Genomic DNA, 26194 nt, shown 5'->3' with positions numbered 1-26194 from the left:
TTCACAGGAAATAGGGAACAAGGGACAGGAAACAGGCAACAGGAAATAGCAAGCTCTTTTCACGCATCACGACGCGGCTTCATTGCGGAGGAAACCTCCGCTTCCGCCCGCTTCACCACGCACCACTCACCACTTTCTTAAGAAACTGTGTATTTATTAATTCCAGCCGCCGGAATGGGACGAAGAATGGGCAGCGATCGCAATAAGCTGCTGTTGACGCTGCGATCGCAACCTCTAATCGCTTGGACGCTACGCGCAGCCGAAGCATCTCATGAAATTAGTTGGATCGGCATTATCTCTCAACCCGCCGATTGGGTAGATTTGAAGGAGATCCTGGGGGTTTATCCCTGAATAAACCTGTGGAATTCATTCAAGGGGAACCACCCGCCAAGAGTCTGTTTACAATGGCTTACAGGCTTTGCCAGCAGACGCTAAACAAGTCCTCATCCACGATGGTGCAAGGTGTCTCGCTACACCAGAATTATTCGATCGCTGCGCGGTAGGAATTCGGAATTCGGAATTCGGAATTCCGAATTCAAAATTTTCTGACTCCCGACTCTCGACTCCCGACTCCCCAATCCAAGGCTTAATTGCCGCAATCCCAGTCAAAGACACGATTAAAGTCGTCGATGATGCTGGATTCATTCAAGATACACCAGACCGCAGCCAGCTTTGGGCGGCGCAAACTCCACAGGCTTTTGACGTGCAATTATTGAAGCAGTGTCACGCAAAAGGTCTGGAGCAAGGTTGGGAAGTTACAGACGATGCAGCTTTGTTTGAAAAGTGTGGCTTACCCGTACACATTGTTGAGGGCGAAGAGACAAATTTAAAATTGACGACACCAATGGATTTGGCGATCGCAGAGTTTATATTACAGCAAAGATTAGAAATTGGTAATAGATAATTGTTTACTAGTGTAGAGGCATTACATGTAACGTCTCTTGAGATAAATGACTTACAAAACTGTTAAATATGTATCCTTTCCCTCAACAGGTAAAACTCGCAATCTTTGATTTTGTAAATCCGGTTCTAAGCCCAAGTCTTCTAAAGGCAGCAAACCTAACAAAGGATCTGCACCAGATGGTAATTCCATGCAATTGTACGTACCTTCTCTACCTTCAACAGTGAGGTTAATTTCTCTAAAAATACGCAGTTTTTGCACTCCCGTAGCAATTTTTACGTCTACTTCTCCCTGAAGCACTAAACCCAAATCGTTGATAATATTCGCAGGTAGGCAGAGTCTAGTTGCGCCCGTATCGACCAAAACATCTTTTAACGTTACCGAACGGACTTGTTCGAGGGGAATAAATCCTCTTTCAGCTAAGATTTGATCGATCCGATTAGTGACGGTAATTGTAGTTGTAACTTTGCCCATTCTGTCATCAGTAGCGGTTGCTGCCATATTCACCTCTCTTAGAATACGCGATCGCTACACTTTAGTAGACTTTGCTACCAACCCCAATTGCAACCCCGATGGATAGCTACCTTCTTCCTTGATCCGCTTGATTTCTACTTCGGAAATCCGTAGGTTAAGTTTAGGTGCGATCGCTTTGATAATATCGCCTCGATCTATCGTTCCCGCTATAGCTCCAGCTGGAGAAAGTACGGTTAGACGGGGTAGTTGCTGGCTTTCCATCTGGTTGATGACTTCAACTAAAGATGTCGATTCCTCAACGTGGGGGATTTCAGTGAGGGGATAAGCGATGCTGTGTAAAGTTTGCGTTTCCCACTGACTGCGTTCGACAAGGCGCAAATCGTCAATCGATACCATTCCACGATACCGCCCATCGGATGCGGCAAAATAAGTTTGTGGGGCGGATGTTTCGAGCAGATAAAGGTCAGCAAAAGCCCGCAAGCTCATATCGGCATCTACGACGCGAAAATCGCGGGACATAGCATCGGTAGCGTGCAGTTGCAGCAAGGCTTCTTGTAATTTCGTGATGCGCTCGTATGCACTAGCATGGCGAATACCAAACCATCCCAGCAGCACCAACCACAGACCGCTGACTAATTCACCCGTAAAGAATTCTATTGCCGCACCAGTCGCGATCGCCGACCAACCCAAAAATTGTCCAGTTCTTGCCGCCCAACGCACCGCTTGAAAACGATTCCCCGTTACCTTCCACACTGCTGCTTTTAATACCTGTCCTCCATCTAAAGGTAAGCCAGGAATTAAATTAAACAGCGCCAAAATTAAATTCACTCTGGCTAAGTCTGTCACCATGACATTAGCCAAACTCGACGCAGGCAAAACCAAGCCGATCAGAGCAAGAATACCAAACAAACCAATACTCACTAAAGGTCCGGCGATCGCCACTTGTAATGCTTCGCCTGGGGTTTTCGATTCTTCTTCAATTGAAGCAATTCCACCAAAAAGGAATAAAGTAATAGAATTAACCCTAATCCCTTGCGATCGCGCCACTAAGCTATGACCGAGTTCGTGCAGCAAGACCGAACCAAATAACAGCAGTGCGATCGTTAAACCCGCACTTCCAGCTAAGATATTTCCCCAAGGTGAATAACTCAACCCAAAATTGAGGGCAACAAAAGTTAAAATAACAAACCACAAGGGGTCTAAAAATAGTGGAATGCCCCATAAAGCTCCAATTCGCCAACCTGTTTGCATGGGATTTTCCTAAACCAAATTTCTATCCATCTGAACTATAGGTTATGGCTTAAATAAGATTCGATTGCCGGATTGCGATGCGATCTCAAAAATTACAAATCTTACTAGCCCCTATATTTTCTAGGATAAAAGATTTGGCGATCGCACTAGGTTTAATTGAATTCGCGCTAACCGTACAACTGCAATTGTAGAAATACTCAAAGTTATATATACAAAAGCAAAGACGCAAATAATTCTTAGTGCATCTGCGTCTTTGCGCGGGCAATTTGCCTACCTATGCTCGGTGTATTGCTTTTAGTTACGGATAACCGTATTCATCGATCTACTTGATAATGCCCAAGATATTTAAACTCAGCACTAATGGAATGCCGATGACATGCCCTGCACTCATGGCAGCAAGGAAAGAACCAATACTGGGATTATTGAAAATTCCGGCAAATGGTCCTAAAGGAAACTTAGTGCCAACGTGAGGATAGCGAATCGTGCGGGGAATAATTAACAGAAAAACTAAACAAGTAGCAACAATGACTGCCGATCCAGTCCAACTCCACTTGACTGTATCGGGAACAGTTGGTTGAACTTCGGCTGCTGCAAGCAAGAGTGATTCCAACAAAGCTTTAACTCCTAAGATCGATAGGGCTTGGCTACACTCCATCAAAGTGACTTTGCCAAGAAATTTTATCTGTCTTAGGAGTTAATGTCAGTTATCAGTTATCAGTTGTCAGTAGGAGTCAGGAGCCAAAAGTCAGGAGTCAGAAGTTAGAATTTACTGGTCACTGGTCACTGGTCACTGATAACTGCTCCCGCAAAAATCTAGCTCAACCAACCGAGGTTGGACAGTCCGAGGACGATTCCGGCTCCGACGACGTGACCAAATGCCATTGATGCAACAAATGTACCAACGCTGGGACTGCCCAATACTGGTAAGTTTACGGGTAACTTAGCGCCGACTTGAGGATATTTGATACTGCGGCTAGCGATTAGCAGTATTAATAAGGAGCTAGCACTGATAATCAGTGCTACTTGCGGACTCCAGCTGATAGTGTTGGGAACAGTTGGTTGTGTGGCAGCTAGTAAAATTGTATTAATCAAGGTTTTTTCTCCTACATCGAACTATGGAGCGCAATTTCAGGATTATCAAAATTGCTTTGCCAGGAGATAGTATTTGTTTTAATAGTTAACATTAGCTTTAATTTTCTACACAAACTTGGCTTGTATGCGAATCAAAATTTGCGGCATTACGAAACCAGAACAGGGAAAAGCGATCGCCTCTCTTGGCGCAACTGCTTTAGGGTTTATCTGCGTTCCCAACACGCCTCGCTATGTCAATCCCACCCAAATTCGAGCCGCGATCGCGCAGCTACCAGCTACGGTAGACCGGATCGGTGTTTTTGCCAACACCACCATAAAAGACATTAGCCAAATTGTCGCAGCCACGAAATTGACAGGGGTACAGTTACACGGAGACGAAACACCCGCTTTTTGCCATCAGTTAAGATCCTTGCTGCCCGATGTAGAGATTGTCAAAGCATTGAGAATCAAAAATACAGAAGCACTGGAGCAAGCAGCTAATTACACCACGTATGTAGATGCTCTCCTACTCGATGCATACGATCCTCAGCAGTTAGGTGGTACGGGAAAAACGCTAGATTGGAATGCCTTACAACAATTTCAACCGAGTTGTCCTTGGTTTCTCGCCGCCGGACTCACTCCAGATAATATTCTGGCTGCTTTAACTCAACTTCGTCCTCATGGCATTGACTTATCCAGTGGCGTAGAACGTTCTCCAGGAGATAAAGATTTAGATAAGGTTGCTCGACTATTCGAGCAATTGCGCTTAGCGATCGCTAATTGACGATCGTTTAGATTTCGCTCTCAGCTGTTATTAGTTAATAGCTGATGAGAAAATGATGGGAGTGTTAATAGTTGATGGTTGATAGTTCGGTTCTCCAGTTGACAATTAGCTACTGACAATTAACGTCTTTCACCCCTAACCCTTTCCTACCCCTAGCTTATCTTCATGTCTTGGAACGAACTACTACAACCCGATTTAATCCTAGAAGGATCTGTGCTGAATTTGACCCCAGAAATGATTCAGCAATACCAACTCAAAGGCTTGGTGTTAGATGTGGATGAAACCTTAGTACCAATTAAAGCCACAACAGCGTCAGCCGCTCTGCAAGCGTGGGTTTCACAAACAAGACAATTTGTCAAGCTATGGTTAGTTAGTAATAACCTCAGCGATACTCGCATTGGTGGTATTGCTAGGTCTTTGGATCTACCTTACATTCTCGGCGCTGTCAAACCCTCTCGACGAAAGCTGAGGCTAGCGGTAGAGGCAATGAACTTACCAGCGGAACAGGTAGCAATGGTAGGCGATCGCCTCTTTACTGATGTGATCGCTGGCAATCGCTTAGGTATGTTCACAATTTTGGTCGAACCGTATGTCGATCCTGGTGAAGCCGTCCGTGCTTACCCCATCCGTGGCTTAGAAGTCCTAGTTTCTCAAGCTCTCGGAGCCTCCCTGATCCCCAAGCACACAAAAATTAACAAAAATCAGTAAATCTTTGGAAAAACAAACATTAAGAAATTATTAAAGAGAGTGGAGCTGAGCAAAATGTCTGAGATTATACTAAAAGTTAATAAGGGGTTGCGCTTATAAAGACCCCAGCCATAAATCATCAGTCATAACCCCATGAAGCGCCAGCCTTCTTCTCTAAGAAGACTGGTGCTTTATGATTGTTTAGTTGTTAGGGAGCAGGGAGCAGGGAGCGCACGAGCAGTGACCAGTGACCAGTGACCAGTGACCAGTTAATTTTGACTTGCGACTTGTCTTGCTCCCTCAGCTCTCTTCTCCCCTAAGCCCTTTAAAGATGTTGCGAACTCAAACCATTGTTGTCAAAATTGGCACTTCTAGTCTGACGCAATCGCAGACAGGTTTACTAGCTCTCTCCACGATCGCGACTTTAGCAGAAACTCTCTCTCATCTCCGTCGTCAGGGGCATCGGGTGATTTTAGTGTCTTCTGGAGCTGTAGGGATCGGTTGCGCTCGATTGGGGCTGACAGAGCGCCCCCGCACGATGGCAATGAAACAGGCAGTAGCGGCTGTCGGACAGGGACGGTTGATGCGCGTATACGACGATTTTTTTACAACTCTGCAACAGCCAATCGCTCAAGTGCTGCTGACCCGTAGCGATGTTGGAGAACGCAGTCGCTATGTCAATGCATACAACACATTTCAAGCCTTGTTGGAAATTGGCGTGATTCCAATTGTGAATGAGAATGACACGGTAGCAGTTCAAGAACTAAAATTTGGCGATAACGATACTCTCTCTGCCCTAGTTGCCAGTTTGGTTGAGGCAGATTGGCTATTTTTACTGACAGATGTAGACCGTCTCTATTCTGCCGATCCGCGATCGTTTCCCGATGCTCAGCCAATTGCGTTGGTAACGCACATGGAACAACTAGCCCAATTACAAGTACAAGTAGGTTCTCCTGGTTCCCAATGGGGAACGGGTGGCATGGTGACGAAGATTGCAGCGGCACGAATTGCTACAGCGGCTGGTGTCCGTACTGTCATTACTGAAGGGCGATTTCCACATAATATTGAAAAAATTATCCAGGGAGAGCCTTTAGGAACTCAGTTCGCGCCTCAACTTCAACCGACTAACGCTCGTAAACGCTGGATTGCTTATGGTTTAATTCCTACAGGTAAGCTTTACTTAGATGATGGTGCGGTTAAGGCAATTTGCCAGCAGGGAAAATCTTTACTAGCGGCTGGCATTACTACCATTGAAGGCGAATTTGACAGTCAAGATGCCGTTCAAATTTGCGATCGCTTTGGCAAAGAAGTTGCTAGAGGTATTGTCAACTATAGCAGTAGCGAACTGCAAAACATTCGCGGGCGACACTCGAGAGAAATTGCCACAATTTTAGGCTATGCTGGTGCAGCAAACGTAATTCACCGCGATAATTTAGTTTTGATTTAATCTGAGGAATTGAAAAAGGCACAAGGAATTTGTTTTCTACCTAAAGCGAATTTGCTCCATACCAAAACACGAACTCAACTCAAAAACTCTTGTTTTGACTTTTGACTTTTAATTTTTGACTTTCTTAGCCGGAATCCTAACTGAAAGATGTATGCCTTTCATAGATGAACTAATATATGTCATTATTCCATAGATAAAAGTAACAATTCCTAGCATTTCCATGCCTTCTTCTACAGCGGTCAGAGCGTAATACATCGGGCGATCGCCATACAAGGATCTATAGTATCCGTTACACATTTCTACCAGCAATGCTCCGCCAACGTAAATGCCTCCAGATAACAAAAATAGATACTTGATCTTAGGAGGAAGAGAATTAATGAAGCGCAGAAATGCCAGAAAGCAGATAATTGTAAGAATGCTGCCAGGTATTGTCCAGGCAAAATAGAAAAAGCCGCTCGGATTGAATTTATCTTTAACAATCCAGCCGATTCTTTCGTGAATTCCAATTGCCTCATCTATATACAAATAGAAAAAAATAATTGCTAGTGCCGTCCAGTGAGAAGCGTAGGGTTCTCGATTGGCTTTTTTGCTGTACGCGATCGCCCCTAACAGTAAAGCACAAAATAGCAAGAGCGACCACGAGAAGAATGCAGGTATGGTTTGTTCACCATCTATATTAAATAGAGAAACTAAAGTATCTTGTAATGGATAATCAGGTAAAAGGTAAGTACTAGCTTGAGCTAAAACACAGACAAAAATTACACTAAATGCCGAGACGAGCAAAAATCGAACGATCTTGTGAGGAGAAAGATAGATATTCGGATTGTTAGCAAATCGATTGTTCGGTTGGAATAAGGTTTCGTCCAGGAATTTCTGCTCGCCTATCTCGCGCTCTGGTAATACAATTTTTTTCATCACATATTCAATAGTTTCCTGTTTTACCCAACCTCGGGCTGATAAAATTTCTCCTATACATTTTTCTGTCTGGTGTTGCTCTTGAAGCGCAGTTTCTAATTGAGCTGAGTTGATAATTCCAGACTCAACCAAATACTGTCCCAAAGGCTTTGCCAGCGATGGTTTTAGCTCTAAATCTCTAGTCATTGATTCTTCCCCACATCCAGGTCAATCTTTAAGGCAAAAGACTGCTAGCTCTGCCTAACGTCATCATTTATTAAAAATTTATTTTTTAATTAATTTATAGTTAACAGATGATTAAGTAAAAGTAAAGGTAAAAAACAACAAATTTATACTTCTTTAAGAAAATATACTTAGACGCAGACAACAAAAGACTCGTTACTAGTTTTTAGACTTGAATGCGATCGCCAGAAAGACATGCAAATAGTACAAATAAACTAATAAAGATTGATTAAACACAATAATACAGCATGAAAAAAGCCCAACTTTGTGATTGGCAAAGTTGAGCTAGATAATTGTTTTAAATTAAATTGTTCGATGCCTTGGTATAGCAAACAGCTAAATACTACGGCGCTTTTTTTCAGATGTCACAATATTTATACGTAAGCCTGTACCTTTCATATAGTAACTTATGTAGTGAAGTAACGAGTAAATAAACACTGCTACACCTAACATTTCCAAACTTTCTTCAACTGTAACAATAACAGTATAAATAATATCATTTCTATCATTCATTAGACTAGAATAGTAGCCTCCTATCATCTCTATTCCCAGCGTACCGCTAACGTACAAGCTGCCAGCTAAGAGAAATAAGCGACGAGTCTGGGTAGGAAGATGGCTGAGGAATCGTGTAAAAATAAGCAAACAAATCACAACAAAAGCTGCACCAGGAATAACCCAGGTAGAGTGAAGAAACCCACTTGCGTTTAATCTTATCTGCAATGGCTCAATTAATTTTTCGTGTAGACTAGCGAACTCATCAATAGCTAAAAATAAAAATATGATTGATAAGGTCATCCAATAATTAATATATGCTCCTCGATTGGCTCTCTTGGCATTAGTAATAAATCCTAAAATAAGAGAGCAAGAAAGTAAGGTTAAGACAGAATACAGTGTCGGAATATTAGATTCATGGTCTACAAAAAACAAACCTGATAAAATCTTCTTGGCGGGATATTCTGGTAAATAATAAAGTCCAAATTGCACGCTCAAGCTAGCAATAGCAAGTATAGTAATTGCCACTAACAAAAATTTTAAGGTATGCTGTGGCGTTAGCTCGAATAAGAGAGTTTGCGGCAAATCTTCCCGCACTGGACTGCGTTTTATCACGTCAAATTCTCCAAATGATTTTCTATGTTTTAAATAGAAAAATGCTTGTAATTACGCAATGAGGTTTCATAAATTAGTTATGAAACCTCATAATGAAATATTTTAAAAATTTTAACCTAAATTTAACCTAAGATTATGTGAAGGTTATTTGAAAGTTCAGTGAAAAGAGTGTAAAGTTATACAGCAGAAACTTGCCCAACCTCTGTGCTGTAGTTGGAGTTTGGCGCTCGTTAGCCAGCTAGATCGGTTATTCCGTCAACGGTTAGCGTTCGGCTCTAAAAGATTGAATGTCTGCGCGTAGTCTATCTATCATTGTCATAAGCTCAGTTTGGGCGATCGCAGTTTGCTCTTTAGTTGCCATCCACTTGAGTTTGACAGTTTGGTTGGCTGCTTCCTCATCGCCCAAAATTAGACAAGCCACCGTGCCGCTTTTATCAGCACGGGCAAATTGCTTTTTAAAGGCACTACCGCTGAGGTCTAATTCGACGCTAAACCCTGCTTGGCGTAATTTCTGTGCTAGTATCAGTGCTTGCGCCTCAGCGCGATCGCCCCGTGAAACTACGTAGAAATCTAATTCCGAAACTGGGGGCGTTTGCAATTGTTGTAATAAAATAATCAATCGTTCTAGACCAATTGCCCATCCTACCGCAGGCGTATCGGGTCCACCTAATTCTGTGACTAACCCATCGTAACGCCCACCACCACACACTGTTGCTTGCGCTCCCAAGTCATCGGAGATAACTTCAAAAGCTGTGTGGGTGTAGTAGTCTAATCCTCTGACTAACTTGGGATTGAGTTGGTATTTAATGCCTAAATCGCTCAGTAATTGCTGTACCTGCTCGAAGTGTTGCTGCGACTCAGAGCCAAGATAATCTAAAATGCTAGGAGCGTTTTGAGCGATCTCTTTAGTGCGCTCGTCCTTACTATCTAGAATTCGTAAGGGGTTGCGGGTCAAGCGATCTTGGGAATCTGGATCTAATTCGCCTTTGTAGGGCGTGAAATAGTCTACTAGTGCTTGACGATAATTGTGCCGATCTGTTTTGTTCCCAACTGAATTAAGGTCGAGATGCAGGTTTTTCAGCCCTAGATTTTGTAAAATCTCTGTAGCGATCGCAATAACTTCTGCATCTGCCCTCGGATCGGCACTACCGATAACCTCTACACCTAATTGGTGAAATTGCCGCTGTCTACCAGCTTGAGGGCGCTCGTAGCGAAACATCGGACCTGTATACCACAGACGCTGCACGCCGCCTTGAGCGTATAGCCCATGTTCGATTAAAGCGCGGACAACTCCAGCCGTACCTTCTGGACGCAAGGTAATCGAGCGATCGCCCCGATCCACAAAAGTATACATTTCTTTACCCACTACATCCGTAGCTTCACCAATTCCCCGTTCAAACAACGTCGTCTGCTCGAAAATCGGCGTACGAATTTCTCGGTAGGCGGCTTTACTTAAAATATGCCGCGCCGTTGCTTCTACCCGTTGCCAAAAGACAACCTCATCGGGCAGAATGTCTCGCGTCCCACGTAGTGCCTGAATTTCTCCCATCAGCGATCGATAATCTCTGTAAAGTATGCAATCTAGTTCAGGATGACAGACGATTTGGAAATTAACTACTCCCGACTTCCGACTCCCGACTCCCGACTCCCTGCTCGTACCGAGCCTGATAGTAAGCCAAAATCCGGTCTACTAATTCTCGACTTGCCGAGCTAGCAGTAGGAGCGTACTGAATCCACAATCCGCCTACTTGACTTTGATTGTAGTCAAATTGCTGGTTCGTTGCCGGATACAGACCTGTTTCTACCCCTTCCACTTGACGTAAATGGGCAGCAACTTCCCTATAGACTGCTAAAGGCAAGCCAGGAAAACAGATTTCATATCTTAACTTACTATCCTGCTGTGTTTGCATCTTGACATTGAGCTATGAGAGACAAGCCGCTATTTGCTTTTCAGCAATCGGTCGATCAATTCTTGGCGATATATTCTCGCCTTGCTGTTTGATTGTATCGCTGTTGTGGTGCGATTAGTTTGCGATCGAGTCAATATAGCTACCAAGCGCTGCTTAGATTGTTGGGCTGATGGCAGTTTGGTAGAAGATTGCAATTGACTAATATTGTCACCTTCTACTCCCGGCAGCGAGTCATGAGCAGGTTTTGCTTCTGGGGTATTTGGGGTATTATCCGGCTGTGGGGATGCTTTCTCGCTATTTACCTCGCTCTTTGCCTCTGTAGGCTGTGCCTCTTCTGGAAATGCCGTTGAAGGTTGAACGGTTGGCAAAAAGGTTTTTGTCTGCACTGCTGGCACTGACTCGCTGGAAGACTGCGCGTTTGGGTCGTCAGTTGGTAACGGAGAGGTTCTCAACCGATTTTTCAGTTCTTCTGGAGATGGAGTTTCTGGTAACGGCTGATTTGGTGTTGAATTCTCCATCGTTGGCGGAGATGGAGGTAATGCATTTTGTCCGCCTGCACTAGGAATAACACCGCTAGAGGGTAGTGATGGTACGGAAATAGAAGACGAGGTTTTCCCGGGTGAGCCTGGAGTTGTGCCAGTATTTGCTTGAGCTGGTTCTTGTCCGACTACTCTCGACACCTCTTGACCGAATTGTTCTAAAACTACCACTGGCTCGGAGCCTGGGTACATTTCAATTCTTTTCACCGTCACTTGTCCGTCAGCTAGCCGTTGCCCTTCGCTGACATAACGGCTGGTTGCCTCATTTGGCACTTGAACGATTGCTTGAAACTGGTTGCCTACTTCAATGACACCTAAAACAGTCGTACCCCTAGCTAAATCTGGTTGTGGCGGCGCGACTGGCATTGGAGGAGGTAATGGAGCTGGCTTTAGGACTGGTGTAGCAGGAATTGATGGCGGTTTCGGGGGTTTTGGCGCTGCTGCTACTTTTGGCTGCGCATCGTACAGTTCGGCAAACGGGTCTGGACGACCTTTTTGGACTTGTTGAGTGCGCCGGTCTGAATTGGTTGGCTGAATCAATCCATCTGTTGGTGTAGCTATTGGCGGCGTTTTTTGGCTAGCTTTTGGGTCTGGCTGCGGTGATTGGTCTGGTTTTTTCTCTAGTTTTTGGGCGTTATCTGGTTTTTGTGCCACGATAATAGGCTGGCTCTGTGTCTGAGACGGCTCTGGGCTAGAATCAGAGGCTTGAGTGGCAGCCGTTGGTTGGACGTTGGTACTACTGGTTTCCTCACCTCCCGAACTACATCCGGCTATTGTCAAAGCTAGCATTCCTGCTACAGCGGTCGTTGAAAGTCGATGCATACCCCTTCCTTACCCTTTATTTATGATTTAGATAGTGCGTTGAATGACACCAAACACGTCCTTATTGCTTATTTACCTCAATCTCAATGGCAGCAAATTCGAGCCAGGTTTTTAATTTAACTAAAAATTTTTCAGAATTATTTACTGTCAGTACCTATCAGTTGATTATCAAAACTAATTATTCATCGTTGCCTGCCATCGATCTTTTCAAGGTAGCAAGTCCTTTTTTAACACAACGGGAAACAGTGACAACACTGATACCTAATCGTTCTGCCACTTCTTTTTGAGTTAAGTCATAGAAAAAAACAAATTTTAAGACTTCGTGAGTGCGCTGCTCTAACTCTACTAGGGCTTGTTGTAGGCGCAGTTGGTCTTCCTGGGCTAGTTGAAAGCTACGATATTGTTGATCGGGAACCATTTCACCAAGAGACATTGCTCCTTCTTCATCCTGCACCGGAGTATCCAAACTTAAAGGGGAGCGATTTGTCCATGCTAGTTTAATTTCTTGCCATTCCGTAATAGAAATTTCCAGCTCGGCGGCGATTTCAGCATCCGTGGGCTGGCGATTGTGTTGCGTGCGCCACTCTTGAGAAAATGTCATTGCCTGTTGCTGAAGCGCCAGCCAGCGTCTCGGCATCCGCACTAATACCCCTTTATCGCGCAGATAATGTTGAATTTCACCCCGAATGTAGGGAATGGCAAATGAACTGAAGGCATGACCTTTAGATAAGTCAAATCTCTCAATTGCCCTAATTAATCCCATACAACCGACTTGCAGTAAGTCTTCATAACTTTCCGTGCATTGATTGCTCCAAAAGTGGGCTTCTTTTCTCACCAATCCTAGATTCAGTGTCACCAGTTGATTGCGGATCGCTGCGGAGCGAGACTGTTGATATTCTCGTAGCAGTTGAGCGCTCTCGCGTTTAAGTTCGGGACTCGTTAAAGTATAAGTAAGAACCATAATTTATTTATTGTTAAGCGATATTACGGAAGCTACTGCTGCAAGTTTTATGACTCGGCATCGCATTTTGCCACAAATACTCAAGGGAGCAAAGTTGTAGAAAAGGCTAGAAAAAACTGGAATGACTCATAAATGGAGATTCAGGGAAAAATTGTTTGTGCGGTCGAAAAAAAGCTTAATTTTAGGTCGCTAGACAGATTACGAATAAGGGGTTGACAACAATCCAGGGTATTAACTTTTGCATAATCGCAGCTACCGAAATTCCACTGATCTTTGTTTAACGTAACTTTTGCTCTACTGATAACCTCCTAAAAAAAACTACATAAAGTAGCTAGCAATATATGCAAAAAAAGGGGCTGAACGCCCCCATACAGTTTTTAGCCAGTTTTTAACATGCAGTTTTTATCGACACTTCTAAGTTACCGATAAGTTCAGTTATTGATAACGTACCTGCTTGTGCTTTTCATAGCGCTTCTCCTCGATACAATACGCTTGTAGGGGCGCACAATAGCAGTACGCCCCTACAGGTCTTGCATCCGATTCAATTGTCTAACAATTTACGCTTGTGGTTCGATCCGAGCGTAGAATAGACCGCGAACCTTTACATCTAAAGCTTCCTTCGCACCCATATCCGTATCAGAAGGTTGGATGCTCTCGAAAGTACCAGCTACCTCTCCTGTGGCGTTATCAACTTTAGCAACTTGGAGAGAAATTGACCCGTTTTCAATTCCTGCACTCTTGACATTGGCATACCCTTGCTTGTCTGCTGATGCAGGTAGAGCTACCGCATTGTCATACCCCGTGGTTACGCCTCGTCCTTTGGGGTCGAGGAAGTTAGCAGTCCGGTAAGATGGGACGTTAAATTTACCTTCAAAGTCAGTGGAAGTGTTAATACTGGTCAACCCGGGCTGAGTTTGTGCCACCAAGTTTTTAATTGTGAATAAGAAAGGTACTCTTTCACCACCTGGTAATTGTACGGTAATCGCTTGGAAATCAAGACCATCTTTTTCAACGAAAGTCAAGCTTTTGTCAGGATTGACTTTAAGATCGCCCTGTACCTGGTCGATGGTCGAAGTGTAGCGAGTCAACAGTTTTCCAGCAATATACTCTGCTTCTTGACGCTTATTAACTGGTTCTTCTTTGATGAAGAATGATGTTGGCTCTAAACACAGTTCTACCATTCTGTAGGATTGATTCGGATCGATCGCGATCGATCCGCGAGATGTTTCGGACAGTTGAGGACACTTATTAGCTAGACCAGTGCCTCTAATTTGCTCGTATGTGAGTAGTTCTCTGCTTGCTACTTGTGAGGGTTCGCTACAGGCAGTAAGAAATCCTAGACACAAAGCTAGGAAGGCAACAATTAGCGCGCGATACTTCATCGATCAACCTCAATTTTTAAGTCTGTATCTAACCAATAAAAATGCTAGTGAAGACAAGTGACAATCAAGCGAATATTAGCTTTCATTACCAAGAGTACATTTGTTTGTGCGGGCAACAAATGCGAACAATTGCTTATAATGCGTTTTTCGTCAGGTGAGATCCCCACTCATTTCAAACACTTTTTCACTCTTGGGGTTTAGCTCATTGAATGATGATTCAACCTCGCTCCCATTACAGAATTTTACACGGGGATGTGACGTTTATGTAGGGGGTGAGGAGTGAGGAGTGAGGGGTGAAGAAGACAAGGGAGAGGGGGGAGGCAAGGGAGACAAGGAAGCAGGGGAGCAGAGGAAGCAGAGGAGAAATCCAAAATCCAGAATTTCCCTACACCCCACAACCCACAGCCCACACCACGCACTACTTCGCTGACAACTGATAACTGATAACTGTCTAGCCTTTTTGCCGCTGCCTGCGGATGGCGGCTTGAGCGGCGTTATGTTCCGCTAGGGTGCGGCTGAAAACATGAGAGCCGTCGTAACGGGCAACAAAGTAGAGATAGGGCGTTGATTCGGGATCGAGTGCAGCTTTGAGACTGGCTATGCCAGGGCTAGCGATGGGTGTAGGTGGTAGTCCTGGATTGCGATAGGTATTGTATGGCGAAGGGGTATTAACTTGAGCGTAAGTCAGGGGCTGGTCTGCTGTTTGGCGCAGGTTGAGGGCATACTCTACCGTAGGATCGGAGCCTAGTGTATAACCTTTTTGCAATCGCTTGACAAATACGCCTGCAATTCGCGATCGCTCTTGAGGGATAACAGCTTCTTTTTCGACAATACTAGCTAATGTCACCCACTGCTTCAGGTCGAAATCAGTCCGATCTTTGCCTTGTTCGTATAAAGGTAAAGCGACTTGCTCGAAGCGTTGCAGCATTTGGTTCACCACCTGAGTTGGCGTAACGGAACCACTACCAATCTTGTACGTGTCGGGGTATAAATAACCTTCGAGATGGGGAATATCAGCAGGTAGCCAGGAAAAGCGATCGCGTTTAATTTGACTGGCGGCATTGAGAAACTCGCTAGCAGGGAAATATCCCTGTTGTTCAAAATAAGCCGCCATTTGCCGCAAAGACCAGCCTTCAGGAATCGTGAAGCTCTGCTGCACTACCTGACCGTGCCAGATCTTATTTGCCACTTCTTCTAAAGACTGACTGGGAGAGATTTGATATGTCCCTGCTTGAAATCCCCCATTGGGATTTCGCCAGTGCAGCCACCTTGCCCATAAATTCCATGCTTGACTAGAGCGAATTAGTCCTTCTGCCTCTAGCTGCTTGCCGATTTGCTGGCTGGCTGTGCCTGGAGGAACGCGAAACTGCACTTGCGTAGCATTTGCTGTCTCTAAAGGTTGAGACGGGGCGCTGGAGTGCTGCCACCAATTCCAGCTCGACCAAGCGCCTATTCCTAGAGTCAAGGGGATTAAAGCCCAAATTATGCGCCACTTCAATAGTTTTTGCACTACTATATGCCCATAGGTATCGACAACTACTATCTAAAGGCAGTAGTTTACGCTATTCTTCCATTTCGTCAATCAGCTGCTCTGCTAGTAGCGGTTGTAACTTTTGAAACTCTTCTGGAGACAGTAGCTCTGGATTGCCGGAGCTATTCAATCGCGCAAAGAATAACAAGGGGTCGAGGGGCGTATAAACAGAGTACTCTTGGTCTTCGTGGTAGAAACTAGCTAGCAGTTGCAGTTGCTCTGGTTCTATATCGCTGGTGTCATCTTCAATTTCCAGCGTAAACAATTCTGATTCTTCCACTGGAGGTAATTCCCCTGCTACGGTTAAAGCATAGGCTGTCCGCTTGAGGACTAGATTTTGCTCGGCGAGAACGGCTTCAGCAGTAGGAAAAATACTATTGATGGTTTCGTCATCTTCTACGGGAACTGCTTCTTCCTCGTCGCTATCATGACTTTGCCAAGCAAAAATTTCTACTGCTGCATCTGCGGGTAGGAGTAAGAGATATTCTTTGTCTTCGACCAACAGCGATCGCTCTACGTAACATTCTAAGCTTCGCCCTGCTTCGTCTTTGAGCGTGACGGAACTCGAATTGGAATATTCGTTATTTTCTTCAAATGCCGATGAAAACATAGCCATAATAGCTGACGGAAAACTTTAGATTAGCTTAAAGCTGAGGACATGGGAAGAGTCATCAGTTGCTAATTGTTGGTTGTTGGCAAAAAAGTGGTGTGTGGTGCGCTCAGGCGTGGTGCGTGTCTGATAACTGTTCCTGGTCACTGGTCACTGCTCACTGCTCGATCGCTCGTGCGCTCCCTGCTCACTTCTTCTTGTATCTAACCATTGTTGCAGAATTATGGCAGCTGCTTTGCGATCGATCAGAGCTTTGTGTCGCGAGGGGGAGATATTTTCGGCGTGCATGAATTGTTCTGCTTGAAAAGATGTCAGTCGCTCGTCTACAAATACTAAGGGGAGGTCGAGCGCTTTGGCGATTCTCTTCGCCACTTTTTGGACTTGTCGAGCTTGAAAACCCAAACTACCGTCCATAGAGTACGGTAGTCCAGCTACTATTGTTTGCACGCGGCGCGATTGGACGAGGGACTGTAGTTGGGCTAAGTCCTCAGCAAAAGATTTACGCTCGATCGTCATCAGACCTGTCGCAATCAGACCCGTACCGTCGCAACCAGCTACTCCAATCCGCTTGCGACCGAGATCTAGACCCAAAGCGGAAACAAATGCTTTAGGCGTTTTAACCACAGTAGTGGACGGCGATCGCATTTGTTCAGTCACGCTCTCGTTCTGTTTTGGGTGAAGTAGATTCAGTTGGTTGGACGATCTCGTCAGCCCGCTGGCTGGCGTATTTAATTTGTTCTGTGGGTGAATTTTGCTGTCCCGTCTTGGATGGTGGCTTGCTAGGCTGGATGGTTTCTGGTGCTGGCTTGCCTTGTCCTGCCCATGACATCCCTCCAGGGACGGGTTTACGGGCTGGTTGCAGTCCTTGCAGCACTTCGTGCCATTGCATCCCTTCCAAAGAAACGAGTTTTGATTCCCGTAGCTTGTGCCAGACAGAACGAGACATCATCAGCGTGTGTTCGATGCGGTCTGCACCAATTTGTTGTAAATACTCTTCTCGTTCTGGTTGGTAATCTGCTGAAGCCAGACGCAAGGCTTGGGGAGGAAAATCTTGAGCGATGCGGGCAAGTTGAGTTAGCAGTTCGGGATAAAGCCAAGTATAGGCGGGATGAACGGTCAGCGTTGCCTCGTGCGGCTGGCAACCGCGACGGCACAAATGGACTTGAAAATAGCCGATCGCAGCTTTGCGCTGCGGTTCAAATACATAGCCGCTGACAACTTCCGTTTTGCTTAACCATTGTTTAATGCCTTCGATCAACCCACCGAACAAACTTGTTTTGAAGTCGTCGGCATTGCGATCGAAGACTTGCCGCACCAAAGGAGGCATGGATGCTGTATCGAGTTGATAGAGCAGTTGAGCATCGGCATTACCGATCGGTAATAAGTTAGGTAAATCTGGTTCGCCTAACGCCAGTTCTTGCAACAGAGCGGGAGCAATCTCCCAATAGGTGAGTTGCGCCAGAGTTTGAAACCCATTTTGGCGATAGAGTGCTAGTGCTTCCTTGTCATTGACATTGACTTCTAACAGCCATGTTCGAGCTTCTCGAATTGACTCGAAACAGTGGCGTAGCAGTTGAGAGCCTATTCCTTGAGCGCGGACTTGGGGAGTGACAGCGACTCGCTCTACTCTCCACGTACTGCGAGTGCGGTTGAAGGGACAGACTTGAATCATGCCTTGAACTTGGCGATGTTGCTCCGCGACATGAAGGCAGAATCGGTATTGAAGGGGATTAGGAAACAGGCGAAAGAACTTCAGCAACCAATACCAACTGTGCAGCCAATGCAATTGCTTTTGCAGCTCGGCGACAGCATCTGGATTATCCGTTTCAACCGACTCTTGGTAAAGCCGCTCTATTGCTTCCAAATCTCGGTATTGGAAGGGACGAATGACAACGTTAGAGTCTTGGGGAAGCACTGAAGGCATGGTTGGGTATGCTACTAGGTAGCTTTGAGTAACAAAAATGGAAGTGCTGCCATTATCTTAACGGTTTTCTCGCGATCGCCGTCGAGCATAGCAGGAAATTTGCGCTTTAGTTCAGCGTGGACTCACCGAATATCTCAAAAAATTTCACTATTGTTTAAGCACCGTTCTTATCCGATGTTGGGGTATGAAGTGTCTTTAGTGCCAAACTACAATCGGTAATTGAAATGCTCGGTTGAGTATCTCAATTACCGATTGTTAACTTTATGTGTTGATGAATTGCAGATTTTAGAGCTGTGTTTTGCGCGAGAAATTCTCCGATCTAAGAGTTTAGTCAGAGAATTTGGCGAGAAGCTAATTTTTCAATAGTTGCTTGAGTTTGCTGGAGTAATTGTTCGCGACTATCAACCACTGTTTGGGTTAAAGAAGGCACGAGATTGCGAGCTTGTAGCGCCATATGCAGTTGGAGATGGGCAACGTACTCGCTTAGATCTTCCCGCACCCAATCGCTTGTGAGTCCCTCTGATTGCATAGCTAACTGTGTTCTCCTTATTTCAGCTGGCAAGCTGTATATCCAGAATAGAAATTATCATTATATGTTTGCCATCTTTTGCACTTTGCAATAAAGTGTAATCCTTAACAGCTATAAGGATGGAGAAATGTAAAGTTCTCTGACTTGCGATCGACCATCCCTAACCCCCGATTTCTTAACCCCCTAACCCCCATCAAGTCATGCTGTTGTTTAGTGGCGATCCACACGGGGATTTTCGACCGATTATTCAGGCAGTTGAAACCTACTCTCCCGCAGCAGCAATTTTGCTGGGGGATTTTGACTTGGAGCGATCGCTTTGCGAAGAACTAGAGGAGATCGCGGCAAAAACTGAGATCTGGTTTATTCCTGGCAATCACGATGCCGATCGCGACGAGTGGTATGATAATTTGTTTAATTCTAAGTTGGGCGATCGCAATCTTCACGGGCGCGTTGTAGAAATTGCGGGTAAGCGCGTAGCGGGTTTGGGTGGAGTGTTTCGCGGCAAAATTTGGTTGCCTCCAGCCGCGCCTAAATTTCCCACTCAAAAAGCCCTACTATCGGCTTGTAGCCGAGGCGAACGTTGGCGCGATCGTATTCCTCGGAAGCATCATGTAAGCATATTTTGGCAACAATATCAAGCTTTGCGTTCTCAACGGGCTGATATTTTAGTTACCCACGAAGCCCCGTCTTCTCATCGCTTCGGTTTTAAAGCTTTGGATGAGTTAGCTATGGCAATGGGCGTGAAAACGATATTTCACGGGCATCATCACGAACACTATAGCGCGACGATTGGTAACGGTATTGTCGTGCATGGCGTAGGGGAGGCGGGAGTGGTGGATGAGGGGGGGAGGGTTTTGATTCTAGGGAAGTAGGGACTAGGGGCTAGGAATTCAATTCACAATTCACAATTCACAATTAAGTAGTAGGGTGCGTTTTGAAAACGCACCCTATAAGCTTAGAATGCTTCGATCTTTTTCTAGCGCCAAGAACGTTTCTTCGCCTTGATAGAGAACGTTAACTTGCCCTCCATATACGTCATCAATAGCCAAAAACTTTTTCCCTTCTACTTCTTCAAATTCACAACCTGCTATTGCTCTACAAATGCTATTAAGATTCGTATAATTAGCTGTACTGACTTGCTCGACATCTGTTAAGCGGATGAACAGATAAGGTTCGTTTACTACAGAATTGTTCTCTTTCATTTCCTTCGGTAGCCACACGGCATCCCATTGAATAGCTAATGTTACGCTTTGTTGGTAAGCAACATCATAAAAAATACCTACCCAATAAGAGTCATGTAAGGTATATTTAGCATTGAATTGTTTAAAAGCTATCTTCTGACCTTGTTGCCAAGGTAGGATATCGTCAATAAGCTCATGATAGAGCCAGATTGGGTAATTGTATTCCAATAACGTTTTTCAACTAAAGGTATAGTGGGTAATGCATATTCTCGCATTTTAAAAGGGCGCACGGCTGTGCGCCCCTACACTACTGCTTATTCTCTTGTACTACGCTGCCTTCTCTTAAGCCGATCGCAATTTTACTGTGTTGTTCGATTTGCGTCATGACTTGTTTTGCCCGTTGAATGACGACGGGGGGTAAACCTGCGAGTCTTCCGGCTTCAATTCCGTAGGATTTGTCTGCGCCACCTGGTTGGACTTGGTGTAAGAAGATAATGCGATCGGGTAATTCTTTGACTGTGACTTGGTAGTTAGCTACGTTAGATAAAATTGAAGCGAGTTCGTTCAATTCGTGGTAATGGGTAGCAAAAATTGTGCGGGCGCGAATTTCTGTGGCTAAATATTCTGCTACTGCCCAAGCGATCGATAATCCGTCAAACGTTGCCGTACCTCTACCAATTTCATCTAGTAAAACTAAAGATCGTGGTGAAGCGTGGTTGAGAATATTTGCTGTCTCATTCATTTCTACCATAAAAGTAGATTGCCCCGTTGCTAAGTCGTCTACTGCACCAACGCGGGTGAAAATGCGATCGCATATGCCCAATTTTGCCGATTTAGCTGGGACAAAACTTCCTACTTGTGCCATTAATTGAATCAAACCAACTTGGCGTAAGTAGCAGCTTTTACCACTGGCGTTAGGACCAGTTAGGATGATTAAATCTGGTAGTTGATAATTGGTAGTTGCTCCCTCAGCCTCCTCAGCCTCCTCAGCTTCCTCAGCTCTCTTGCCCTCACTCCCTATTTCAGTAGAATTAGGCACGAAGAATCCGGCGGGTATGGATTTTTCAACAACTGGATGTCGCCCGTCTACAATGTTAATTTCTCGTCCTGAGACAATTTCTGGACGGCAATAACCTTGATATACTGCAACTTCGGCAAAGCCACACAATACATCGGCTGCGGCTATGGCACGGGAAACGTTACGGATTGCCTCGGCTTGTTCTCCTACTTCTGTTCGCAGTTCGGTAAAAATATCGTACTCTAGCTGGTACAAATCTTTTTCAGCCGTAAGGATACGCGCTTCTCTTTCTTTTAGTTCTGGCGTGTAGTAGCGTTCTTCGTTTTTTAGAGTTTGCTTGCGAATGTAGTTAGTGGGAACTTGGTCGGCTTTGGCACGAGAAATGCTGATATAGTATCCGAAGGTGTCGTTGTGACCGACTTTTAATGTCGGAATTCCCGTTCTGGCTTTTTCATCAATTTCAAAATTAGCCACCCACTGCAAATCTTCTTCTAATAATCGTCGCCTTTCATCGAGTTGGGAACTAATCCCAGGACGAATTAAATTTCCTTCTGTGAGGTAGATGGGGGGAGATTCAACTAAATATTTACGAAGTTTATGCCCTAGTTGTTCCAAATCTGAGGGGAATTTTTGTAAAGTACGGAGATATGGCGATCGCGTTTCTGTGACTAATCTTGCTAATTCTGGTAAACGCAACATTGACTCTGCTAATGCTACTAAGTCTCTCGCATTTGCCGTTCCCGAACCAGCCCTACCGCTGAGTCTTTCTAAATCATAAATTTGTCGTAAAAGCTGCCGCAAATCGTGCCGCAAGGAACTATTTTCTACTAATTCTTGAATTGTATCTTGTCGCGCTCGAATGCCTTTAATATCTAATAGTGGTTGCAAAAACCATCGTTTTAAAGCACGACTCCCCATCGCCGTAGTTGTTTTATCTAAAGCCCATAATAGTGAACCGATAAAAGTTCCATCTCTCACAGTTTGGGTAATTTCCAAGTTGCGACGAGTTTGATGATCGAGAATTAAGTAGTCGGTAATGGCATAAGTGCGTAGTTGTTGTAGGGGAACGTCACTTTCTTTTTGCGTATCTTCGATATAGTCTAATAATCCACCCGCCGCACTCACGGCTAGGGGTAAATCTTCACAACCAAAACCTTCAAGCGATCGCACTTTAAACTTTTGAATTAACTTTTGTCTAGCTTCACCCGTGTTAAAACTAGATTGCGATCGCAAACAATAGCAAAATGATGGTGGTAAGCATTCGGGAATGTGTTCTGATGTTTCCCCAGGACGAAATAATGTCCCTACGTCTGGTGCTTTGGTGGGAACGAGAACTTCCGATGGTTGTAGTCGCAGTATTTCTTGAGTTAATTGTTCTAAATTGCTCCCTTGCGTTGCTAAAAATTCTCCCGTTGAGATGTCTGCGTAAGCTAAACCCCAATGATTTTTCGCGATCGCTATTGCTGCGAGATAATTATTACGGCTAGCTTTGAGCATTCCATCTTGCAGCAGAGTTCCTGGAGTCAGGATGCGCGTTACTTCACGCTTGACTAAACCTTGTGCAACCGCTGCATCTTCAACTTGATCGCAGATAACGACAGCATAGCCTTTTTCGATCAACTGAGTTGTGTATCGTTCCCAAGCGTGATGCGGTACGCCTGTCATCGCCACCCGTCCGATTTCGCCACCGTGTTTGCTGGTGAGAACGAGTTCCAATTCCCGCGAGACTATAACTGCATCCTGAAAGAATGTTTCAAAAAAATCTCCACACCGATACAGTAATAAAGAATGGGGATGCTTCTCTTTTACTTCTACATAATGCTTGTACATTGGCGATAGCTTGTTTTTGTCTATCTGCCGACAGTCAGTACAAGGTTGTATGGGTGCTTGAGATTCAGCAGCAGTTGGAGTGGAAGGAACTTTCATGAATCGCTCGTACTACAGTCTTTTACGACTCTACCGTAGGTTGATGTGAGATGATAACAACGTTTGCGCTAAACGCTGCACTACACTACTCCTTCGGAGAAGCAAGCTACGTGAACGCTAACGCTGTTTTTGTTACTCAGTGCGATCGCTTGCCTCGTCTATTTTAACTGTCAAGGTGGTGAAGAGGCGATCGCAGAGGCGATCGCAGTAGAAGAGGGAGGCGGCGCGGACTTTAGCTACAGATATTTGTTCTAAAAGCCTTGCACCATGCTGAATTTTACCGTATTCTCCCTTGGATGTTTCTTTTGTGGCTTTCTGTAAGGCTGAATATATTTCAGTTTTGTTAATTTTTTCTACATTTAGATTTTTAGGAATCGCATTTTCTTTAAAGCCTTGCCCGTAGAATCGTTTTAAAGCCTCTATGTCAGCAATAAACCAAGCTTCCATCATTTGTACCATAAGATGACAGCACGTATCGTCCACTTCTGGCTTATTCCAATTATCCCTTTCTTTCAAATGCTGCCAAGGTGCTTTTTTTACAGATGCTTCTGCATCAACGAGTAGCACGTTAAAAGCGTCTGGGTGTTCTTTTAAAGCAGATTTAAATTGACTGAAAGTATTATTTCGAGAATCACAGATGATTATGTTCCATTTAATTTTCCTACTTCTAGCGAGCTGATTTAATTCCTGTAAAAACTTATTGAATCCTTCTCGTAGTAACCCTCTTGTATTTCTGCCATCTCCACCTCCTTCTATATAAATACGAATCTCTTTTACCATCTATTTCCCCCGATTTCACCCATACGCCAAATATCTCCAAGTGAATATTCTTCCATCCACTTTTTGAGTTTTACAGGATCTAAGCGGCGTAAGTGAGTCCCCTGATAGTCTTTCTCACATATCAATACTGATTCAGGAGGAAGTGAGGAAATTAAAGATTCAGAATGAGTTGTTACAATTATTTGCGTTCTTTGAGATGCTTCGATAAGCATCTCAGCGATGGTAGACATCATATCAGGGTGTAATCCGATTTCTGGTTCCTCGATACATATCAGCGGTGGTGGAGTGGGATCGAGGAGTAAAGCCATTAAGAATAAATAATGTAAAGTACCATCTGATAGGCGTGTTGCTGGAATTGGTTGAGTTAATCCCGCTTCACGAATATATATTTGTACTGTACCACCGTAAATTTTTGTCGTTAGTTCTTCAGCTTCTTCATAAAATTTCTTTAACTTATCAATGATTTTCTTAGAGCCAATCTGGTGCTGTAAATTATTTAAGCATATTCCTAGGTTACTACCATCCTCTAACAAGGGATGTTCAGGTAAATCTGTTTGTTGAGGCATTCTAGCTTTAGAGTTACGCCCTATATGCCAATCTCGATATAAACTGATATTAGAAAACTGATTTCCTAAATATGTAATTTCCAGCATTCGATCTGGATCTTTTCTTTGAGATAGAATAGATTGCTGTCGTTGAACTTTACTATAAGAAATAGGAAGTGTTTTATTTTCTAAATTGGATAGTGCATAAAAACTAAAAGTTGAAGAATCGTTTTTATTAAGTTGGTGATGATATACATCCTGTTGTTCTATTTCTACGCCTTGAATTTTGATGAACTCCTCCAGAACTTCAAATGTTTGCTGGAGTGCGCCAAACACAATTCTATATTGTAATGAAATATTCGTAAGGTATTCTACAGTTACTTCTATTCTTGCTGTTGGAATATCATCACTACCTTTCCATAAAAATTCACTCACGCCGCCGCCGCGACGAATTGACGCAAGTAAATCTGTAGGTAAAGCTTTGAGAATTCCGAAAGCTTCAATTAGATTTGACTTGCCAGATGCATTTGCCCCAATAAGAACATTTAAGGGTTGTAATTCGATTTCCTCTCCTTCGCTACCAAAAGAGAGAAAATTTTGTAACCTTAATGAATGGATAAATCTTTTCCCGTCCATCCCATACTCCTGATGAGTAAATATGTTTCAGCAGACAGTGCAGTAATCCTGTTTAGTTTATTCTAAACTGCGATCGCCCTTACATTCGCATACGACCTCTTAGCTAGAATAGGAGATTATTTGATGATAACTTACATAAAGTTAGTTTTAACTGCAATTATTTGGGGTGGCACGTTTGTGGCTGGTAGAATAGTCGTGCAAACTATGGAACCGTTTACAGCCGCTTTTTTTCGCTTTGCAGTTGCTTCAATTTGTTTGTTAATCTTGACGCAAAAGATTGAGAGACGCTTACCTAAACTCAAAAGAAATCAAATTTTTACAGTTATTTTATTAGGCTTGACAGGAGTTTTTAGTTATAATGCCTTCTTCTTTCTCGGTTTGCAAACTGTTACTGCTAGCCGCGCTGCTTTAATTGTGGCACTCAACCCTACTTTTATTGCTCTTGGTGCTGCTCTATTTTTCAGGGAGAAATTTAACGGTTTAAAACTACTAGGAATTATAACTTCCCTAACAGGTGCAGCAGTTGTCATTAGCAAAGGTCAAGTCATAAATATATTTAAAGGTAGTATCAGTTGGGGAGAGTTTTTTGTTTTTGGCTGCGTCCTGAGCTGGGTAGCTTATACTCTGATTGGTAAATCAGTGATGAAATCTTTGTCTCCCTTAGCTGCTACTACATATGCTTGTATAATAGGCGCGATCGCGCTGTTAATTCCAGCCTTATTTGAGGGAATAGTTCAAAATTTCATGCAGTTTCCTCCTTCTGCTTGGCTGGGAATTTTATATCTGGGGGTTTTGGGTTCGGCAATTGGTTTTAGTTGGTACTATGAGGGAGTTGCAGCAATTGGTGCTGCCAAAGCCTCAATTTTTATTAACTTAGTTCCCGTATCTGCGATCGCATTTGCCGCTTTATTATTGCAGGAACCGATTACTGTTAGTTTAGTCTTGGGTGGGGTTCTAGTTGTCGTCGGAGTATTTTTTACAAATAAGAGTTAACTGTTGGAGAAATGCAATTTGCCACATCTCTACACTAGGTTCATTTAT

27 protein-coding genes and 1 pseudogene are annotated in these 26194 nt (G+C 44.0%); 7 read left to right on the top strand and 21 right to left on the bottom strand.

What is annotated here, in order from left to right; translation table 11 throughout:
- Positions 1-147: 147 nt before the first annotated feature.
- Positions 148-904: pseudogene (locus M5J74_RS33330) on the top strand (2-C-methyl-D-erythritol 4-phosphate cytidylyltransferase).
- Positions 905-955: 51 nt separating this feature from the next.
- Here the strand turns inward: M5J74_RS33330 and M5J74_RS07370 are convergent.
- The 4 genes from M5J74_RS07370 to psaK form a co-directional block, all read right to left on the bottom strand.
- Entirely contained in the window at positions 956-1402 is a 447-nt protein-coding gene (locus M5J74_RS07370) for an aspartyl protease (protein WP_106217246.1), read from the bottom strand.
- Positions 1403-1429: 27 nt separating this feature from the next.
- Positions 1430-2626 (bottom strand): site-2 protease family protein, encoded by a 1197-nt coding sequence (locus M5J74_RS07365; protein ID WP_106217245.1) that lies wholly within the window; start codon positions 2624-2626, stop codon positions 1430-1432.
- A 322-nt stretch (positions 2627-2948) separates the two neighbouring features.
- Complete coding sequence (locus tag M5J74_RS07360) at positions 2949-3281, bottom strand: photosystem I reaction center subunit X-like protein (RefSeq protein WP_015153487.1); 333 nt, start codon at positions 3279-3281, stop codon at positions 2949-2951.
- A 158-nt stretch (positions 3282-3439) separates the two neighbouring features.
- Complete coding sequence (psaK, locus tag M5J74_RS07355) at positions 3440-3718, bottom strand: photosystem I reaction center subunit PsaK (protein WP_015153486.1); 279 nt, start codon at positions 3716-3718, stop codon at positions 3440-3442.
- A gap of 124 nt (positions 3719-3842) precedes the next feature.
- Here psaK and M5J74_RS07350 point away from each other — a divergent pair, with 124 nt between their 5' ends.
- The 3 genes from M5J74_RS07350 to proB all read left to right on the top strand — a co-directional run bounded on the left by M5J74_RS07350 (position 3843) and on the right by proB (position 6615).
- Positions 3843-4481, top strand: coding sequence for a phosphoribosylanthranilate isomerase (locus tag M5J74_RS07350; protein WP_015153485.1), 639 nt, complete (start codon positions 3843-3845; stop codon positions 4479-4481).
- Positions 4482-4646: 165 nt separating this feature from the next.
- A complete protein-coding gene (locus M5J74_RS07345; protein ID WP_015153484.1) occupies positions 4647-5189 on the top strand; it encodes a YqeG family HAD IIIA-type phosphatase in 543 nt (180 codons plus the stop codon).
- A gap of 310 nt (positions 5190-5499) precedes the next feature.
- Entirely contained in the window at positions 5500-6615 is a 1116-nt protein-coding gene (gene proB / locus M5J74_RS07340) for a glutamate 5-kinase (protein WP_106166727.1), read from the top strand.
- 108 nt (positions 6616-6723) lie between these two features.
- Here the strand turns inward: proB and M5J74_RS07335 are convergent, their stop codons facing one another.
- The 7 genes from M5J74_RS07335 to M5J74_RS07305 form a co-directional block, all read right to left on the bottom strand.
- Entirely contained in the window at positions 6724-7716 is a 993-nt protein-coding gene (locus M5J74_RS07335; protein WP_250016154.1) for a hypothetical protein, read from the bottom strand.
- Between the two features lie 372 nt (positions 7717-8088).
- The gene (locus tag M5J74_RS07330) at positions 8089-8859 is read right to left on the bottom strand and encodes a hypothetical protein (protein ID WP_015153481.1); all 771 of its coding nucleotides are present in this window, start codon (positions 8857-8859) and stop codon (positions 8089-8091) included.
- 262 nt (positions 8860-9121) lie between these two features.
- The gene (hisS, locus tag M5J74_RS07325) at positions 9122-10408 is read right to left on the bottom strand and encodes a histidine--tRNA ligase (RefSeq protein ID WP_015153480.1); all 1287 of its coding nucleotides are present in this window, start codon (positions 10406-10408) and stop codon (positions 9122-9124) included.
- Positions 10409-10469: 61 nt separating this feature from the next.
- Positions 10470-10769: a hypothetical protein gene (locus M5J74_RS07320; protein ID WP_015153479.1), complete on the bottom strand. Its 300-nt coding sequence runs from the start codon at positions 10767-10769 to the stop codon at positions 10470-10472.
- 29 nt (positions 10770-10798) lie between these two features.
- A complete protein-coding gene (locus M5J74_RS07315) occupies positions 10799-12130 on the bottom strand; it encodes a hypothetical protein (RefSeq protein WP_106166725.1) in 1332 nt (443 codons plus the stop codon).
- A 178-nt stretch (positions 12131-12308) separates the two neighbouring features.
- Positions 12309-13091: an RNA polymerase sigma factor SigF gene (locus M5J74_RS07310; RefSeq protein WP_015153477.1), complete on the bottom strand. Its 783-nt coding sequence runs from the start codon at positions 13089-13091 to the stop codon at positions 12309-12311.
- 557 nt (positions 13092-13648) lie between these two features.
- Positions 13649-14473 (bottom strand): photosystem II manganese-stabilizing polypeptide, encoded by an 825-nt coding sequence (locus M5J74_RS07305; protein WP_015153476.1) that lies wholly within the window; start codon positions 14471-14473, stop codon positions 13649-13651.
- A gap of 293 nt (positions 14474-14766) precedes the next feature.
- Between M5J74_RS07305 and M5J74_RS07300 the strand changes: the two genes are divergently transcribed.
- A complete protein-coding gene (locus tag M5J74_RS07300) occupies positions 14767-14910 on the top strand; it encodes a hypothetical protein (protein WP_181824283.1) in 144 nt (47 codons plus the stop codon).
- 14 nt (positions 14911-14924) lie between these two features.
- Here M5J74_RS07300 and mltG read toward each other — a convergent pair whose 3' ends face one another.
- From mltG to M5J74_RS07275, 6 genes are all read right to left on the bottom strand, one after another.
- Positions 14925-15983: an endolytic transglycosylase MltG gene (gene mltG / locus M5J74_RS07295; protein ID WP_015153475.1), complete on the bottom strand. Its 1059-nt coding sequence runs from the start codon at positions 15981-15983 to the stop codon at positions 14925-14927.
- A 52-nt stretch (positions 15984-16035) separates the two neighbouring features.
- On the bottom strand, positions 16036-16614 hold the full coding sequence (locus M5J74_RS07290) for a DUF3727 domain-containing protein (RefSeq protein WP_039715744.1): 579 nt from the start codon (positions 16612-16614) through the stop codon (positions 16036-16038).
- A gap of 24 nt (positions 16615-16638) precedes the next feature.
- Positions 16639-16761 (bottom strand): hypothetical protein, encoded by a 123-nt coding sequence (locus tag M5J74_RS32560; protein WP_255410082.1) that lies wholly within the window; start codon positions 16759-16761, stop codon positions 16639-16641.
- 3 nt (positions 16762-16764) lie between these two features.
- Positions 16765-17259, bottom strand: coding sequence for a Holliday junction resolvase RuvX (gene ruvX, locus M5J74_RS07285; RefSeq protein ID WP_015153473.1), 495 nt, complete (start codon positions 17257-17259; stop codon positions 16765-16767).
- A 4-nt stretch (positions 17260-17263) separates the two neighbouring features.
- On the bottom strand, positions 17264-18538 hold the full coding sequence (locus M5J74_RS07280; RefSeq protein ID WP_015153472.1) for a GNAT family N-acetyltransferase: 1275 nt from the start codon (positions 18536-18538) through the stop codon (positions 17264-17266).
- Between the two features lie 331 nt (positions 18539-18869).
- Entirely contained in the window at positions 18870-19067 is a 198-nt protein-coding gene (locus M5J74_RS07275) for a hypothetical protein (protein ID WP_015153471.1), read from the bottom strand.
- Between the two features lie 200 nt (positions 19068-19267).
- Between M5J74_RS07275 and M5J74_RS07270 the strand changes: the two genes are divergently transcribed.
- A complete protein-coding gene (locus M5J74_RS07270; protein ID WP_250016153.1) occupies positions 19268-19939 on the top strand; it encodes a metallophosphoesterase in 672 nt (223 codons plus the stop codon).
- A 75-nt stretch (positions 19940-20014) separates the two neighbouring features.
- Here M5J74_RS07270 and M5J74_RS07265 read toward each other — a convergent pair whose 3' ends face one another.
- The 4 genes from M5J74_RS07265 to M5J74_RS07250 all read right to left on the bottom strand — a co-directional run bounded on the left by M5J74_RS07265 (position 20015) and on the right by M5J74_RS07250 (position 25153).
- Positions 20015-20476, bottom strand: a complete 462-nt coding sequence (locus M5J74_RS07265) for a hypothetical protein (protein WP_250016152.1) — start codon at positions 20474-20476, stop codon at positions 20015-20017.
- 79 nt (positions 20477-20555) lie between these two features.
- Positions 20556-23192, bottom strand: a complete 2637-nt coding sequence (mutS, locus tag M5J74_RS07260) for a DNA mismatch repair protein MutS (protein ID WP_250016151.1) — start codon at positions 23190-23192, stop codon at positions 20556-20558.
- 132 nt (positions 23193-23324) lie between these two features.
- Complete coding sequence (locus M5J74_RS07255; RefSeq protein ID WP_250016150.1) at positions 23325-23972, bottom strand: DUF4276 family protein; 648 nt, start codon at positions 23970-23972, stop codon at positions 23325-23327.
- Complete coding sequence (locus M5J74_RS07250) at positions 23966-25153, bottom strand: AAA family ATPase (protein WP_250016149.1); 1188 nt, start codon at positions 25151-25153, stop codon at positions 23966-23968. The genes M5J74_RS07255 and M5J74_RS07250 overlap by 7 nt, the downstream gene beginning before the upstream one ends.
- A gap of 123 nt (positions 25154-25276) precedes the next feature.
- On the opposite strand from M5J74_RS07250, the gene M5J74_RS07245 reads away from it, so the two are divergent.
- Entirely contained in the window at positions 25277-26146 is an 870-nt protein-coding gene (locus M5J74_RS07245) for a DMT family transporter (protein WP_015153466.1), read from the top strand.
- Positions 26147-26194 lie beyond the last annotated feature (48 nt).

Origin of the sequence: Chroococcidiopsis sp. CCNUC1 (genome assembly GCF_023546805.1) — a bacterium.
In the GTDB taxonomy this organism is placed as follows: Bacteria; Cyanobacteriota; Cyanobacteriia; order Cyanobacteriales; family Chroococcidiopsidaceae; genus Chroococcidiopsis; species Chroococcidiopsis thermalis.
The sequence above is the reverse complement of the archived record's forward strand: the minus strand, read 5'-3'. Positions and strand labels throughout refer to the sequence as shown.